Below are 15,885 nucleotides of genomic sequence, written 5' to 3' on the forward strand. Positions count from 1 at the left end.
TCGTTCACCGCGTCCGACGACATGAAAGAGTCTTTCAAGACATCCCTCGGACAGCCGCCTAGGAAATCCGGCGCCGGTAAGCGGCCGTGGCGAAGACATACGCGACCACAAGGATTCCCGCGCACCAGGCGAGAGCGATCCAAATGTCCGCGCCGATCGGCTGCCCGGTGAACAGGTCCCGGATCGTGTTGACGATGGACGTCACCGGCTGGTGCTCGGCGAACGCCCGGACCGGGCCGGGCATCGTCGTGGTGGGGACGAACGCCGAGCTGAGGAACGGCAGGAAGATGAGCGGGTAGGAGAACGCGCTCCCGCCTTCGGCCGTCTTCGCGGTGAGGCCGGCGAGCACCGCGATCCACGTCAGCGCCAGGGTGAACAGGACCAGGATGCCGGTGACCGCCAGCCAGGCCGCCGGGCCCGCTCCCGAGCGGAAGCCCATCAGCAGGGCGACGCCCACGACGATCACGACCGAGATCAGGTTGGCGGCCAGCGACGTCAGCACGTGCGCCCACAGCACGGCCGAGCGGGCGATCGGCATCGAGTGGAACCGCTCGAAGATCCCGCTCTTCAGGTCGGTGAAGAGCCGGAGCGCGGTGTAGGCGATGCCCGACGCGATCGTGATCAGCAGGATGCCGGGCAGCATGTAGTTCACGTACGAGTCCGACCCGGTGTCGATCGCGCCGCCGAACACGTAGACGAACATCAGCATCATGGCGATCGGCATGATCGCGGTCGTGATGACGGTGTCCAGGCTGCGGGTGACGTGGCGCAGTGAGCGTCCCAAAAGGACGGTGGTGTCGCCGAGGACGTGCGTGGTCACCGGTTTTCCCCTTCCATGCGGGAGCCGACGACGGCGAAGAAGACGTCCTCGAGGGTCGGCTGTTTCTCGACGTATTCGACCTCGGCCGGCGGGAGCAGCCGCTTGAGCTCGGCGAGCGTGCCGTTCACGATGATCCGGCCCTCGTGCAGGATCGCGATCCGGTCGGCGAGCTGCTCGGCCTCGTCCAGGTACTGGGTGGTGAGCAGCACCGTCGTGCCGCGCGCGGCGAGGCCCTTCACCGCGTCCCACACCTCGAGGCGTGCTTCGGGGTCGAGCCCGGTGGTCGGCTCGTCCAGGAAGATCACCGGCGGATCCCCGAGCAGGCTCATGGCGATGTCCAGCCGGCGGCGCATGCCCCCCGAGTACGTCGACACCTTCCGCGTGGCCGCGTCGGTCAGCGAGAAGCGCGCGAGCAGGTCGTCGGCGATCTTGCGCGGCTGCTTCAGGTGCCGCAGCCTGGCGATGAGCACGAGGTTCTCCCGCCCGCTGAGGATCTCGTCGACGGCGGCGAACTGCCCGGTGAGGCTGATCGCCGCGCGCACGTCCCCGGCCTGCGTGACGACGTCGAAGCCGGTGACGCCGGCCGTTCCCGCGTCCGCCTTGAGGAGGGTGGACAGGATCTTCACGACGGTGGTCTTGCCCGCCCCGTTGGAGCCGAGCAGGGCGAAGATGCTGCCCCGCGCCACGTCGAAGTCCACCCCGCGCAGCACTCGCAGCGCCTTGTACGACTTCTCCAGGCCGCGCACCTGGATCGCCGGGGTCATCGGCCGGTCCCGTCTTCGCCGGCGGCCTGGTCGATCGCGCTGATCAGCCGTTGCCGCTCGCGGGCGACGTACCCGCCCTTCGCGTAGTTCCGGATCAGCTCGTCCACGAACTCCACGGGGTCGTCCCCGACGATCTCACGGATCGGCGTCCCGTCCGCCACGGCCTGTTCGAACAGGTCGGCGACGTCCTCGAACAGCGAGGCGGCGTTGTCGCTGTCCAGCGACCCGAAGTGCATCAGGTACCGCTCGATCCCCTCGACCGCCGTGCGGTAATTCGGCGGAAGCCGCTTCACGCGCGCCTTGTACTGCCGCCACCGCCGCTTGTCGCCGATCACCAGCGTGATGAACTTGGTGATGAAGCCGCCGTCTTCGGTCTCGGCCATGGTCAGTTCCCTCCTTGGTGGAGCTGCTCGAGCCGGTCCGAGAGAAAGCCCCAGGTCTTCCAGAACTCCTCGAGGTACTGCCGCCCTTGAGCGTTGACGGCGTACACCTTGCGCGGCGGCCCCTTTTCGGACGGGACCTTCTCCACGTCGACGAGGCCCCGCCGCTCGATCCTGATCAGCAGCGCGTAGACGGTGCCTTCGGCGATGTCGGAGAACCCCTGCTCCCGCAACCACGCGGTGATCTCGTAGCCGTACGCGGACCGGCCGGCCAGGATCGCCAGGACGATGCCCTCCAGCACGCCCTTGAGCATCTCCGTCATCTGCTTGCCCATGAACCGCCTCCCGGTACTACTCAGTCTTGCTGAGTACCGGTACATAGTAACACTGAATAGTGAGGACGACGCAAGTCCGCGAAACGACAGTGAGGCCATCGCGGAGGGTTCCGCGATGGCCTCGCTGTCGTTCCCGCCGGTCAGACCTCGGGTGGGCCCACCGGGATCAGCTGCCCGTTCACATGGCCCGCCGCGGCCGAAGCCAGGAACGCCACCGTCGCCGCCACCCGGGAGCGGCGCAGCTCCGCCTCCGCCGCGTCCGGGGTGTTCATGCGGCCCGGCGACACCGCGTTCACCGTGATCCCTTCGCCGGCGTAGGCGGCCGCGAGGGCCTTGGTCAGTCCGATGACGCCGTGCTTGGCGGCCGAGACGTGCACCCGGGACGGGTCGCCGCGCAGGGCGTTCGCGCCGATCATCGAGACGATCCGGCCGCCGCCCGCCCGGCGCAGGTGGGGGAGGACCGCGTGGGCGCAGTGGAACGCGCCGTCGAGCGTCACCGAGCGCACCGCCGCCCAGCCGGCCTCCGTCAGTTCCTCGAACGGGACCCGGGTGCGCAGCGCCGCGTTGTTCACCAGCGCTCGCACCGGGCCGAGTTCCGCCGCCCGCGCCACCATGTCCGCGACCGCCGCCGGGTCGGCGACGTCGGCGACCAGACCCAGCGCCGGGACGCCCAGCTCGGCGATCTCCTCAGCCGTCCGCCGCGCCGTCGTGACGTCGGAGCCCGCCGTGACCACCACGCCGAACCCGTCGCGGGCCAGCGCGAACGCGATCGCGCGCCCGAGGTTGCGCGCGCCGCCCGTCACGATCGCGATCGGGGTCACGAGACCGCTCCCGTCCGCTCGACCAGTGCGGCGAAGTCACCGAGCTCGCCGGCCCGCCAACAGTCGGCCAGCAGCTCCCGGGCCGGGGAAGCGCCCAGCACGGGGCCGGCGCTGTCCAGGAACTTCTCCGCGAGGTCGTCGTCGGGGAGCGGATTGTCCGGGGTGCCGCGGTTGTCCGTGACGGACTCGGTGAAGCGCCGGCCGTCGGTCGTCGTGATGGTGACGACCGCGCCGCGTTTGGTCAGCGTCGGCTCGGCCACCACGGTGACGCGCTCCCGCATCTCGGCGAGGACGGGGTCGGTCGCGCCGGCGTCGGTGAAGTGCTCGATGCCCGGCCGGTCGGCGACCAGGGCCACCGCGGCGCCGTGGGTGAGGCTGAACTTCGCGTCGAGACCGGTCCGGGGCCGCACCTTCCCGGTGACGGTCGCCGCGTAGGGGTGCACCTGCGCCTCCACTTCGGACACTTCGCCGGCCGTGAAACCGTGACGGGCGCGCAAAGTCCGGATCGCGTCGAGCGTGGGATGGGTGAGCGAGCCGCTCGGGTAGGCCTTGTACCCGTTGGCGAGCAGGTGCCACGTCCGCCCGAGGCCCTCGGTGAGCAGGTCCGGTTTCGGTGCCGGCGCGAGCACCGCCAGGAACCCGCGCTCACCCTCCAGCACGTCGGACGACGAACTGAAGCCCTCGGCCGCGGCCAGGCCCGCCAGCAGCCCGTCCATCGCGGCTTTCCCGGGGTGCAGGGCTTTCCCGTCGGTGCCGTAGACGTTCTTCAGGCCGGCGGCCTGCGTGCCCGCCGTCCCGAACGCCTGCGCCGCGACGTCCGGCGCGAGGCGGAACAGGTTGGCCGCCGCGGCCGCCGCCCCGAGGTGCCCGGTCGTGCCGGTGACGTGCCAGCCGGCCTCGTAGTGCTCCGGCCCGGCCGCCAGCCCGACGCGGGTCTCCGTCTCGAACCCGGCGACGAACGCGGCCAGCGCCCGCGCCCCGGAGAACGGCGTCTGCTGCGCCGCCGCGAAGACCACCGGCCACACCGGTGCCGAGCCGTGCACGGTCGTGCCGCCGGGGTTGAACGTGTCGTCGTAGTCCTCGACGTGCGAAGCGAACCCGTTGACCAGCGCGGCGAACGGCGCCGAGGCGCGCTCGCCGCGGCCGACCAGCGTGGTGCTTCCGGGACCGACGCGGCCGGCCACCCGCACCAGCGCGTCCGTGCCGGCCGCGTGCGCCCCCGCGAACGCGCACGCCAGCCAGTCGAGCAGCGCGCGGTGGGCCTCGTGCACCACCACCTCGGGCAGGTCCTCGTACGCCAGCACCGACGCGAACGCCGACAGCGACCGGGTCTCGTCCACCATTTCCCTCTTTCTCAGTGTGAAGCCAGCCCCAGCTGGTCCACCAGTTTCTTCAGCGAAGCCTGCTGCTGCCCGAGGTAGTCCCGGAACTGGCCGGCGTCCAGGAACCGGGTGACGTCGCCGTCCTCGGCCGCGTACTTCTGCCAGTCCGGCTGGGAAGTCAGCCGCCGCAACAGTTCCTGGTAATAGGTCACGGTCTGCGCGGGCATGTCGGGCGGCCCGACGAACCCGCGGAACTCCTCGGGCAGCCCCTGGCTCGGCACGCCCTCCTCGGCCAGCGTCGGGACGTCCGGCAGGGCCGGCAGCCGCTTGTCGCCGACCGCCCCGACCACCCGGATCGCCCCGGCGCGCACCTGCTCGCTGAAGTCGCCGGTGGAGCCGATCATCATCTGGGCGTCACCGCGCAGCAGCGCGGCGATGCGCTGCCCGCTGTCGGCGAAGGTGAGGAAGCTCCACTTGGACTGCGTGCGCGCCTGGAGTGCCTGCCCGGTCAGGGAGTCCGTCGCGGTGATCGAGCCGCCGACCTGGACGAGGGTGTCGGGCCGGGCGTGCGCGTCGGCGATGAAGTCCGCGGCCGTGCCGTACTTCGAGTCCGCGCGCACCGCCATGACCTGCGGTTCGACGAGCAGGCCCGCGATGGGCCGGACGTCGGAGATCGACACCGCGGCCCCGTCGAGCGTCAGCGGCGTGACGATCCACGTGGGCGTGACGGCCGCGACGGTGTCTTCGCGGCCGCGGCGGCTCTTGAGGTAGGACATCGCGCCGATGCCGGAGCCCGCGGTCTCGTTGCGGACCGGCCAGTTGGCGTCGATCAGCTTGTCGCCCTGGAGCATCTTGACGACCTGGCGGGCGAAGACGTCGCTGCCGCCGCCGGGTCCGGTGTGGACGACGGCTTCGGTCCGGCTGGGCACCCCGTTCGCGGAGTGCCGCTGCGCGATCCCGCAGCCGCCGAGCACGAGGACCGCCGCCGCGAGGCCGGCGCCCAGCCTGAAATACGTGCGCATCGGATCTCCTTCAGAGGGACGCCACGGGGTGCCGAACCGCGGCGCGGCGCCGTTTTCCGGTGATGGCCAGGGTGATCGCGGCCAGCGCGGCCACGCCGAGGATGATCGCGGCGATGGGCCGCTGCACGAAGATCAGCGGGCTGTTCTTCGACAGCACCAGCGACTGGCGCACGGCGTTCTCCGCCATCGGCCCCAGCACGAACGCCATCAGCATCGGCGCCGCCGGCACCCCCAGCTTCCGGAAGGCGAACCCGACCAGACCGAAGAAGGCGAGCAGCACGACGTCGAACATGGAGCTGCGGATGCTGAACACGCCGACCACGGCCAGCACCAGGATCGCCGGGTAGAGCACCCAGTACGGCACCTTCAGCAGCTTCACCCAGATCGGGATCATCGGCAGGTTCAGGATCAGCAGTGCGACGTTGCCGATGTAGAGGCTGGCGATCACCGGCCAGCCGATCTCCGGGTGCTCGGTGAACAGCAGCGGCCCGGGCTGCAGGCCGTACAGCAGCAGCGCGGCGAGCATCACGGCCGTGCTCGCGGTACCGGGCAGGCCGAGGCTGAGCAGCGGGATCATCGCGCCGCCGGACTCGGAGTTGTTCGCCGCCTCCGGCCCGGCGACGCCTTCCATGGCGCCCTTGCCGAACCGCTCCGGCGTCCGCGAGGTGCGCTTGACCAGCGTGTAGGACAGGAAGGACGCGACGGTCGAGCCGCCGCCGGGCAGCGCGCCGACCAGGAAGCCGAGCACCGACCCCAGCCCGATGGCGCCCCGGCTCTGGCGCAGGTCGGCGCGGGTGGGCAGCAGCTCGCGGAACTTCGACGGCATGGTGAACAGGGGCCTGCCGGAGGCCTTCTCGACGTTGATCAGCACCTCCGCGACGGCGAACAGGCCCACGGACAGCGTGATGAACTCGATGCCGTCCGACATCGTCACGCTGCCGAAGGTGAGCCGTTGCTGGCCGGTGAACAGGTCGATGCCCACAGTGGACAGCAGCAGCCCCAGGCCCATGGAGATGAAGCCCTTCAACGGGGACTCGCTGGCCATCATGATCACCAGCAGCAGCGCGAACGCCATCAGCGCGGCGTACTCCGGCGGGCCGAAGTCGACGGCGAGCTGGGCGACGAGCGGCGCGGCGAACGTCAGCGCGACGACGCCGACCGTGCTGGCGATGAAGCCGGAGATGGCCGACATCCCCATCGCGGGTCCGGCCCGGCCTTTCTTCGCGAGCTCGTGGCCGTCGATGCAGAGCACCACCGACGACGGTTCCGTCGGGATGTTCAGCAGGATCGCCGTGGTCGAGCCGGCGAACTTCGCGCCGTGGTAGATGCCGGCCATCAGGATCAGGCCGGTGGCCGGTTCGAGGCTCGTGGTCAGCGGCAGCAGGATGGCCAGGGTGGCCGGCGGGCCGAGGCCGGGCAGGATGCCGACGAGCGTCCCGACGACGACGCCGACCGCGACCCAGAACAGGTTCGTCGGGGTCAGCGCGGCGGCGAAGCCGTCGATCAGGTTGTTCAGTGCGCCCATGGAACTCTCCTTTGAGACCGGGGCTCAGACGGGGAAGAGGACGGACTCGGGCAGGTCGACCCCGAGGACGACGGAGAAGAGCAGGTAGACGACGGCGGGCACGAGCACGACGGCGAGCACCGGCCGGAAGCCCCGGATCCGTTCGACGCCGAAGACCAGAAAGGCGACCAGCGCGGCCATCGCGGGGGCGAAGCCGAAGAGGACGAGCAGCGGGATCGAGACGACGAAGGCGAGCCATACGGTGGCGGCGCGCTTGAACCCACCCGGTTCGACGGGCTCTTCGACCGGCTCGGCCCGGGTGGGCCGGACGACGGTGAGGATCGCGAGCCACGCCCCGAGCACGACCAGCAGGGCGGCGACGATGTCCGGGAACAGGCCGGGCCCGGGCTGCCCGCTCTTGCCGAACTTGGCCAGCCCGGCGGCGTCGATCAGCGCGGCGACGCCGACCGCGACCGAGATGATCCCGAAGGTCAGCTGCCCGATCGCGTGGCGGTCCGGCCGGGGCCGTGCCTCTTCCGCCGGACCACGAATCTCCTCGGTCACGGGCAGCTCTGTTCTGATCGGACCGTCTGGTGCCGGTTCCTCGATGCTCACCGTCTTCTCCCTCCGCTACCGCGGTGCCGACATCAGCGCGTACATCCCGCGCCGGCCCGCCAGGGGGTCCTCGGCGGCCGTGAAACCGTTGCGGGCCAGCAATGCCGCCTCGACCCCCGCCGCCGCGGCGCGGGCGACCTGCACCGCGCCCAGCTGCGTCCCGCGCACGGCCTCCAGGCCCGACGCCTGCGTCGCCGCGATCCCGATCGCGTAGCGCACCGCCTTGTCCCGCAAGCCGAGCACGCGTGCGGCCGCCGCGGCGGCGCCGACCACGCCCGCCGTCGTCTCCAGGCACCAGCCCGCCGCGACGTGCGGTGGTCCCAGCGCTTCGGCCACCGTCCGGGCGGCCGCGGAACCGGCGGCCACCGCTTCGGCGCCGGCGTCCAAAGCGAGGACGGCCGCGACGACCGCGGCCCATTCGACCGAAGTCCGCGAAGCCGCCGCGCCGAAGAGCCAAGCGCGGCCGGTCGTCGACGAAGCCGACACGCCGACGCGCAAAAGAGGCTCCGGCTCAGCAGCTCGTACCTTCGCCAACGCCCCGTCCGCCGTGCGGACCGCCTGCTCGCCGACCGGTGCGTGCACCAGTTCCAGCACCGCGTCCGTCCCGATCACTTCGCCACCTCCGGTCGCACCGCTTCGATCACCGCGTCGAGCCCGGGCGCGCCGGCCAGACCGTCGACGGCGGCCAGGATCTTCCGGGCCGCCCCGGCGCCCAGCACCGGTTCCACCAGTCGGTCCACCTTGGTGAACAGCTCGTCGTCGGTCAGTGGGCGGTCCGCGCTGCCGCGTGCGTGCTCGACGTGGACCACCACCGGCTCGGCGCCGGCACGCGCGACGCGGATCGTCGCCGAGTCGCGCGGGCAGTCCGGCGACGGCACGAGTTGGATCAGCGCCCGCAGCCGCGTGACGTCCGCCTCGACCGCCCGCTCGTCGGAGAACTGCCGCAGCCCGACCTCGCCGTCGAGCAGTCCGACGGCCGCCGCGTGCCGCGCGCTGAACCGGGCCTGCAAGCCGTCGGCGGGCTGCAGGCGGCCCATCAGCTCCGGCACCAGCGGGTGGCAGGTGAGCTCGACCGCCGTGATCGCGCCCGGGTCACCGACCGCGGGGGAGGCGCCGACGGCCGCGTCGATCGCCGGGTGCGCCACGATCCCGCACGGGTACGGCTTGAACGCGTTGTACTCCAGCTCCCAGGTGGCGTCCCAGCCACGCTGCAGCTCGTCGTAGACGGGCTCGGAGAACACCGGCAGCACCCCGCCGGGACCGAGCGGGTCCTCGGGCGCGGTGAGCCCGGCGGCGGCCAGCCGGGCCGCGGACACGCCCACCGCGGCGGCCTTGCCGGGGTGCAGGGGCTTCGTCATCGAGCCGAAGGCCTCGCGGTGGCCCAGCGTGCCGGTCGACGCGATCCCCAGCGCGTGGCCGAGCCGCTCGGCGTCCAGACCGAGCAGGTACCCGGCGGCGACGGCCGCGCCGAACACCCCGCAGGTGCCGGTGATGTGCCAGCCGCGGTCGTAGTGGCTGGGCGAGATCGCGACGCCGATCCGCAGCTGCGCCTCGCAGCCGAGCGCGAACGCCGTCAAGACGGCGGAGCCGTCGGGCCGCGTCTCGGGGGCGAGCGCGAGCACCGCGGCGAGCACGGCCGCGCCGGGGTGGATCACCGTGGCGAGGTGGGTGTCGTCGAAGTCGTCGAGGTGAGCGGCGGTGCCGGTGACGATCGCGGCCCACTCCGGGTCCAGGGACTCCCGGCGGCCGGGGACCGGGACGGCGCCGGTCGCGCCGAGCTCCTCCGCCGTGGCGATCAGGGCCGCGACGGCCTCGGTCCGGGCCGCGCCGATCGCCGTGCCGAGCACGTTGAAGAGGCTGCGCCGCGCGGCACGCGACACCGCGTCGGGGAGCGGGGCGTCCGCCGCCTTCCGCACGTTCGTGCAGAAGACCTGTGTTGGTGCGAATGGCATGCGGGGAGCATCCAGCGCGCCACCGGCCCGAACAACGCCAACTCCCCACCGGACCGTTGCGTTTGACGCAATGATCAGACGTCGGCGCCCTGCGCGACGGCGACCCGGGCGAGCGCCTGCACCATGGCCCCGACGGCCGACTTCTTCGGGTGCGCCAGGAAGATCGTCCGGCGGCCCGCCTCGTCGTCGATCGGGACCCGCGCCACCCGCGGGTGGTGGTGATCGGCCATCCGGCCCGGCACCACCGACACGCCCAGGCCGGCGCCCACCATCGACTCGACGACGAAGGGGTCGCTGCCCTCCACCGAGATCCGCGGCACGAACCCGGCGCGGGCGCACGCGTTGGCCATGTGGGTGCGGCTGCTGGACCCGGGCGCCATCGCGACGAACGGCCGGTCCCGCGCCTTCCGCAGGGACACCGAGCCCAGCTCGGCGAGCGGGTCGCCCACCGGCACCGCCAGCAGCAGCGGCTCGGTGAACAGCGGCAGCACCACGATGTCCGGGTCGGTCGGCGGGGTGGAGCCGAAGAGCACGTCGGCGTCGCCGCGCAGCAGGTGCGTCACCACCTCCGTCGCCGACGTCTGGTGGCAGCGGAACCGCAGCTCGGGGTGCAGCTGGAGGACCCGGGCCAGCACCGTCGGCACGAACCCGAGCCCGAGCGAGTAGGTGTGGGCGATCCGCAGCACCTGCTGTGGATCGCCGGACTCGGCGCGGGTCGTGGCGACGGCGTCCGAGCGGGCCCGCAGGACGGTGCTCGCCTCCTGCACCAGGATGTGCCCGGCGTGCCGCAGCCGGACCCGCCGGCCGGCCTGTTCGAGCAGGTCGACGCCCAGCTTCCGCTCCAGTCCGCGCACGCTGCGCTGCACGGTCGCGGTGCTGATGCCGAGATCCTCGCCGGCGCGGGCGAAGTGCTCGTGCCGGGCGAAGGCGAGGAAGATCTCGAGGTCGTGGAAGGACACGTCGTCTACACCGTCGATCACCCGTCAGTTCTACTCGCCGGGTCCGCCGTTGTCTCTTGTGGACGATGAGCGCCGGCGGTCCCGGTGGTGGGCGCGACCCCCAACGACGCGCCCGCCACCGGGTCGCCCCGGCAGTCCCCCTCTTTCACCGTGCCCCTAGGGTTCCGGAGCCCGTCCTCGTTTCGTCCTCGCGCCGGCATCGAGGGCTCCACCTGCGCGTTTCGGAGCCGGGCGCCGGGCGCTAGCCTGGAGGACGAGGGGGGATGCGATGAGGTTCCGGATTCTCGGGACGCTGGAAGTGCGGGCGTACGGGGACCGGGTCAGCCTCGCGAGCCCGCGCCAGCAGCGCGCGCTCGCCGTCCTGCTGCTCAACCCCAACTCGGTCGTCCCGGTGGAGCGCATGATCGACGCGCTCTGGGAGGACGAGCCGCCCGCGACGGCCGTGAAGCAGGTGCGCAACTGCGTCTCGGCCCTGCGGAGCCGGCTCGGCGAGGCCGGCGAGTCGATCGTCACCGACGGTCCCGGGTACCGGTTGCAGACCGGCAGCGACGACCTCGACTCGCTCCGGTTCCGCCGTCACGTCGCGGCCGCGCGCGGGCTCGCCGGGCAGGCGAAACTCGTCGACGCCGTCGCGGAGATCCGCAACGCCCTCGCCCTGTGGCGGGGCCCGGCGCTCGACGGGCTGCGGACGACCACGCTGGCCGGCCGCGCGGCGGTGCTCGACGACCAGCGCGCCGACGCCGTGGAGCTCGGTGCCGAATGGCAGCTGCGGCTGGGCGAAACGGGTGAGGTCGTCCGCGAGCTGACCGAGTTCTGCGGCGAGCACCCGATGCGCGAGCAGTCCCACCTGCTCCTGATGCGAGCCCTCGCGAAGGAGGGCCGCTATGCCGAGGCCTCGACGCTGTTCCACGGCCTGCGCCGGCGGCTGGCCGACGAGCTCGGCGTCGACCCGAACCCGGATCTGCGGCGGCTCCACGAGCAGCTCCTCGCCGAGGCCACGCCCGATGCCGTGGCCGCGGCCCCCGACCCCGGGCCGCCGGCGCACCACTTCGACCGCGCGGTCACCGAGCTGGCCGAAGCCGTCACGTGGCAGTGGCGCGCCGAAGCCGAGCTGCGGTCGCTGCACCGGCCGCAGCCGATCGTCCTGCGCTGGTCGGCGGTCGCGCGGCCGGGAAAGCCGGCGCTGCGCGGCGACCTCGACGACATCGCGGAGACCTTCGAAGCGTTGCCGGTGCGGCAGCTGGTCGTGCTCGGCGACCCCGGCTCCGGCAAGTCGGTGCTCGCCCTGATGCTGACGCTGGAGCTGCTGCGCACCCGCGCCCCGGGGACCCCGGTCCCGGTCCTGCTTTCGCTGGCCTCCTGGGATCCGCGGCGGGAACACCTCGACCGCTGGCTGGCGGGCCGGCTCGCCGACAACCACCCGGCCCTGCTCAACGCCCGGGAGTACGGACCCGACGCCCCCACGCGGCTCGTCCTCGGCGGCCACGTCGTCCCGGTCCTCGACGGCCTCGACGAGATGCCGACCGACCTGCGCGTCGCGGCGCTCGACGCATTGGACCAGGCCGTGGCGGTGGGCCGGGCACTGGTGCTGACCTGCCGATCGGCCGAGTACGAGCAGGTCACGCGCGAAGCCGGCACGGTGCTGGGCGCCGCGACCGTGGTGCGGCTCGAACCCGTCGCCCGGCAGGAGGCGCTCACGTATCTCTCGGCGCGGGGGAGCGACCGCTGGCTGCCCGTGGCCGACCGGCTCCGCCGGGATCCGGACGCACCGCTGGCCCGGGTGCTGCGGACGCCGTTGATGGTCGACCTCGCGCGGATCGGCTACGGCCGGGCCGGCGCGGATCCCGCGGAGCTGCTCGCCGCCGAAGACGCGGGAGCGCTCGAAGGGCAGCTGCTCGACTCGTTCGTCCCCAACGCCTACGCGCAGGTCCCGCAGCCGCCGGGGCGGAACCCGAAGACCAGCCCGTCCGGGCGGTACACCGCGGCGCAGGCGACCCGCTGGCTGGGATTCCTGGCCCGGCACCTCGACCGGGCTCGCAGCCGCGACCTGGCCTGGTGGCAGCTGTACCGGGCGGTGCCCACGCGAACCCGGGCGAGCCTGGTCGGCGTGCTGATCGCCGTGTTCTTCGTCGTCGCCGGCTGGCTCGACGACGGCCCGGCGCTGGCCGCGATCTACGGCCTCTCGTTCGGCGGCGCCGGCTACCTGACCCACCGCTTCGGGCGTCCGCCGGAGCCGCTGCGCACCGAACTGCGCTTCGCCGGAGCCACCCGGAAGTTCGCCGGCCGCTTCGCGATCGGTGCCGTCGTCGGCGTTCTGCTCGGCTTGGGCTGGTCGCTGGCCACCGGCCTGGTCGTGTTCCTGGCGCTCGTGTTCGGCCTGGTGTTCGCGGTGCACGTCTGGCTCGCGAAACCGGTCGACGCCAGCCGCGTGTCGAGCCCGGGGACGATCCTGCGCAACGAGCGGACCGGCGCGATCGCGCTGACCGCCTCCTTCTTCGTGTCCTTGGGACTGTTCGACGGGATGGCGTTCGCGTTCACCGCGCAGACGCGGTTCCTGCCGGTGCTGGGCGGCCGGTACGACGTGGCGCTGGGCATCGCCGGCGGGGTCGCGGGCGCGTCGTTCGGGTGGTTCATGGCCCGCGGCGTCGCCGCCGTGTGCTACGGCCTGGCGGGCGTGATCGCCGGCGGCCAGGTGTTCCCGGCGGCGACGAACCCGGTGCTGCCGGTCGTGGTCGGCCTCTTCTTCGGCGGCGGCATCGGCCTGGTGGTCCTGGTGACGCGCGCCTGGGGCAACTACTTCGTCCACCACGTCTGGCTCGCCGCGACCGGGCGCCTTCCCTGGCGGCTCATGCACTTCCTCGACGACGCCCACCGCCGCGGTGTCCTCCGGCAGACCGGCGGCGTCTACCAGTTCCGCCACGCCCGCGTCCAGGAACGGCTGGCCGCGGCCGGCCACGACGAGCAGGAGGTTCGATGAACGGCGAGGAAATCGTGCTGGGCCCGCTGCCGAGGGGCATCACGCCCGCAGGCGAAGGGAAGGTGTGGAACGTGCTCGGCCACACCTACTCGATGAAGGCCGCGAGCGAGTCGAGCTTCGCGTTCGAGACGCTCGACCCGCCCGGCACCGGCGTCCCGCCGCACGTGCACCCGACCCAGGACGAGCACATCTACGTCCTGGAAGGCGTGTTCACCCTTTACCTCGACGGCGAGTGGGAGACCGCGGGGCCCGGCGACACCGTCCGGATGCCGAAAGGCTTGCCGCACGCCTACTACAACCGCGGCGAGGGCCTCACCCGCGCACTGTTCTGGGTGAGCCCGGCCGGACGGCTCGCGCAGCTGTTCGACCGGCTGCACGACCTCGCGGACCCGGCCGAGGTGGTCCGGCTCTCGGCGCTGCACGACGTCGACTTCCTGCCGCCGGGTGCGGTGGAAGGCGCCTGACCCGCCCGGTGGGGACCGCGAGATCCCCACCGGGCCGTGGTCAGATCAGCGGGAACCGCTGGGCCGCGGACCCGTTGCAGTCCCAGATCCGCAGCCGCGTGCCGTTGCCCGTCGCGCCGTTCGGGGAGTCGAGGCAGCGGCCGGACTGCGGGTTGCGCAGGGAGCCGTCGGCCTGTTGCGTCCACGCCTGGCCGCCGACACCGTTGCAGTCCCACAGCTCGACCTGGGCGCCGTTCGCCGTGCCGTTGCCGACGATGTCGAGGCAGCGGCCCAGGGTGCGCAGCGCGCCGCTCGACAGGTGGAACCAGTGCTGGTCCACCGCGAAGGACTGGCAGTCCCACAGCTGCACGCCGGTCCCGTTCACGCCGTGGTCGTCGCCGGCCACGTCGACGCACTTGCCGCCGGGGCCGGTGACCGGGCCGCCGCCGGTGACGGAGAACTTCTGCGCCGCGGCGCCGGTGCAGTCCCACAGCTGCAGCCGGGTCCCGTTGGCGGTGGCGCCGTTGGGGGCGTCGACGCAGCGGCCGGACTGCGGGTTGCGCAGCGAGCCGTCGGCCTGCTGCACCCACTTCTGGCCGCCGACGCCGTTGCAGTCCCACAGCTCCAGCAGCGCGCCGTTCGCCGTGCCGTTGCCGGTGACGTCGAGGCAGCGGCCCAAAGTGGACAGTGAGGAGTCCGCGTTGTGCGCCCAGTGCTGGTCGGACGCGTTCGCCTGGCAGTCCCACAGCTGCACCGCCGTGCTGTTGCCGCCGGTGTCGTCGCCGGCGACGTCGAGGCACTTGCCGCCGGGGCCGGAAACCGTGGCCGCGTAAGGGGGTGTGCCCGTGCTGCCGGAGTACCCGACGGAGACCACGTTGGCCTGGACGGCGTCGTCCGCGGCGTCGGTCGGGTAGCCCGCGGTCATCACGCCTTCGAAGAACGAGCCGATGGACGCGTTGCTGTTGTCGCCGCCGGTGCCGAGCACGATCGAGCCCTCCTGGTGCATCGGCGTGTACCCGCCCGAGGGCAGCGCGCCGTTGTACCAGGTGGTGAGGCCGCCGCTCTGGGAGTTGCCGCCCTTGAGCGCGAAGGTGGTCTGGCCGTTGTTCTTCAGCAGCGCGGTGACGAACGGGGTGGCGTTGCCGCGGTTGGCGGTGTTGGAGCGGTTCCCTTGGAACAGCCCGTTTTCGAGGTCGCCCGCCACCCACGGGCCGATCCCGCTGCAGGGCGGGAAGTAGCACGTGGTGCCGAGGTTGACGGCGTCCATGTGGCCGTTGCCGGTGTCGGCGATCTGCGCCTCGACGTTGCCGTAGTCGAAGCAGCAGCCGCCGTTGACGTGCGTGCCGCTGGCGACCATGTACATGCCTTCGGGCTGGCCGTTGACCGCGACGCCGGCGCCGACGTAGTGCCGGTACCCGGTGCCGGGGGAGACGTAGACGCCGTAGACCTTGTGCCCGCCGGCGGTCACCGGCAGGGCGGACGCGATCGCGGCGACGTCCTGCCCGCCCGCGGTGCCGGGGCCTTCGACGGTGAGGTCGTTGTGGCGCGGGGACTGGTCGTAGATCACCGTGATGGTGCAGGTGGTGCCGGCGCAGAACGAGTCCTGCGCGGCGGCGTTGGCGTACCCGCCGGCGGCGAGCAGGCCGATGTTCGTCTCGGCGCGGTCGGAGGCGCGCTGCACGCGGTAGAGGTTGCCGGCGTAGGCCGCATAGAGGGCACGCGTGGTGCTGTGCGCGGCGACGCACTGGGTGCCGGCGGAGCCGTAGATGTCGCACGGCAGGGGACCGGCGGCCTGCGCGGCGGTGCTCAGGCCGAGCATCGTCCCGAGGACGAGCAGGGTGGTGGCGAGGGTGGCGAGGAGACTTCGACCGCGTAGCACGGGACCTCACTCTCAAACCGCAGGTCAGCAACCTGCGTGGATTTTTACAACGTTGTATTTCCAGGAGAGAAGGGGAGCGCGAGAGAATCGGA

General features: G+C 72.4%; 15 protein-coding genes. 2 read left to right on the plus strand and 13 right to left on the minus strand.

Annotation, left to right across the window (positions count from 1 at the left end; all coding sequences use genetic code 11):
• Positions 1-58: 58 nt before the first annotated feature.
• The 12 genes from AB0C38_RS06690 to AB0C38_RS06745 form a co-directional block, all read right to left on the minus strand.
• On the minus strand, positions 59-820 hold the full coding sequence (locus AB0C38_RS06690; protein WP_360667651.1) for an ABC transporter permease: 762 nt from the start codon (positions 818-820) through the stop codon (positions 59-61).
• On the minus strand, positions 817-1,584 hold the full coding sequence (locus AB0C38_RS06695; RefSeq protein ID WP_360667654.1) for an ATP-binding cassette domain-containing protein: 768 nt from the start codon (positions 1,582-1,584) through the stop codon (positions 817-819). The genes AB0C38_RS06690 and AB0C38_RS06695 overlap by 4 nt, the downstream gene beginning before the upstream one ends.
• Positions 1,581-1,967: a DUF1048 domain-containing protein gene (locus AB0C38_RS06700; RefSeq protein WP_360667657.1), complete on the minus strand. Its 387-nt coding sequence runs from the start codon at positions 1,965-1,967 to the stop codon at positions 1,581-1,583. Before AB0C38_RS06700 ends, AB0C38_RS06695 begins: the two co-directional genes overlap by 4 nt.
• A gap of 2 nt (positions 1,968-1,969) precedes the next feature.
• Entirely contained in the window at positions 1,970-2,299 is a 330-nt protein-coding gene (locus tag AB0C38_RS06705; protein ID WP_360667660.1) for a PadR family transcriptional regulator, read from the minus strand.
• 140 nt (positions 2,300-2,439) lie between these two features.
• Positions 2,440-3,120 carry an SDR family NAD(P)-dependent oxidoreductase gene (locus AB0C38_RS06710; protein ID WP_360667663.1) on the minus strand — a complete coding sequence of 227 codons (681 nt, stop codon included), beginning with the start codon at positions 3,118-3,120 and terminating at the stop codon, positions 2,440-2,442.
• Positions 3,117-4,463: an MmgE/PrpD family protein gene (locus AB0C38_RS06715; protein WP_360667666.1), complete on the minus strand. Its 1,347-nt coding sequence runs from the start codon at positions 4,461-4,463 to the stop codon at positions 3,117-3,119. Before AB0C38_RS06715 ends, AB0C38_RS06710 begins: the two co-directional genes overlap by 4 nt.
• Positions 4,464-4,474: 11 nt before the next feature.
• Positions 4,475-5,464 carry a tripartite tricarboxylate transporter substrate binding protein gene (locus AB0C38_RS06720; protein WP_360667669.1) on the minus strand — a complete coding sequence of 330 codons (990 nt, stop codon included), beginning with the start codon at positions 5,462-5,464 and terminating at the stop codon, positions 4,475-4,477.
• 10 nt (positions 5,465-5,474) lie between these two features.
• Positions 5,475-6,989 carry a tripartite tricarboxylate transporter permease gene (locus AB0C38_RS06725; RefSeq protein ID WP_360667672.1) on the minus strand — a complete coding sequence of 505 codons (1,515 nt, stop codon included), beginning with the start codon at positions 6,987-6,989 and terminating at the stop codon, positions 5,475-5,477.
• Between the two features lie 24 nt (positions 6,990-7,013).
• Positions 7,014-7,532, minus strand: a complete 519-nt coding sequence (locus tag AB0C38_RS06730; RefSeq protein ID WP_360667675.1) for a tripartite tricarboxylate transporter TctB family protein — start codon at positions 7,530-7,532, stop codon at positions 7,014-7,016.
• A gap of 66 nt (positions 7,533-7,598) precedes the next feature.
• Complete coding sequence (locus AB0C38_RS06735; RefSeq protein WP_360667678.1) at positions 7,599-8,195, minus strand: MmgE/PrpD family protein; 597 nt, start codon at positions 8,193-8,195, stop codon at positions 7,599-7,601.
• Entirely contained in the window at positions 8,192-9,535 is a 1,344-nt protein-coding gene (locus AB0C38_RS06740; RefSeq protein WP_360667681.1) for an MmgE/PrpD family protein, read from the minus strand. The genes AB0C38_RS06735 and AB0C38_RS06740 overlap by 4 nt, the downstream gene beginning before the upstream one ends.
• 74 nt (positions 9,536-9,609) lie before the next feature.
• The gene (locus AB0C38_RS06745; protein ID WP_360667684.1) at positions 9,610-10,515 is read right to left on the minus strand and encodes a LysR family transcriptional regulator; all 906 of its coding nucleotides are present in this window, start codon (positions 10,513-10,515) and stop codon (positions 9,610-9,612) included.
• A 247-nt stretch (positions 10,516-10,762) separates the two neighbouring features.
• On the opposite strand from AB0C38_RS06745, the gene AB0C38_RS06750 reads away from it, so the two are divergent.
• Together AB0C38_RS06750 and AB0C38_RS06755 are read left to right on the plus strand one after the other, a co-directional pair.
• Positions 10,763-13,471 (plus strand): BTAD domain-containing putative transcriptional regulator, encoded by a 2,709-nt coding sequence (locus AB0C38_RS06750; protein WP_360667687.1) that lies wholly within the window; start codon positions 10,763-10,765, stop codon positions 13,469-13,471.
• Complete coding sequence (locus tag AB0C38_RS06755) at positions 13,468-13,935, plus strand: cupin domain-containing protein (protein ID WP_360667690.1); 468 nt, start codon at positions 13,468-13,470, stop codon at positions 13,933-13,935. Before AB0C38_RS06750 ends, AB0C38_RS06755 begins: the two co-directional genes overlap by 4 nt.
• A gap of 40 nt (positions 13,936-13,975) precedes the next feature.
• On the opposite strand, the gene AB0C38_RS06760 is transcribed toward AB0C38_RS06755, so the two are convergent.
• Positions 13,976-15,793 (minus strand): arabinofuranosidase catalytic domain-containing protein, encoded by a 1,818-nt coding sequence (locus AB0C38_RS06760; RefSeq protein WP_360667693.1) that lies wholly within the window; start codon positions 15,791-15,793, stop codon positions 13,976-13,978.
• Between the last annotated feature and the right edge of the window lie 92 nt (positions 15,794-15,885).

Origin of the sequence: Amycolatopsis sp. NPDC048633, from assembly GCF_040650695.1 — a bacterium.
GTDB lineage: Bacteria > Actinomycetota > Actinomycetes > Mycobacteriales > Pseudonocardiaceae > Amycolatopsis.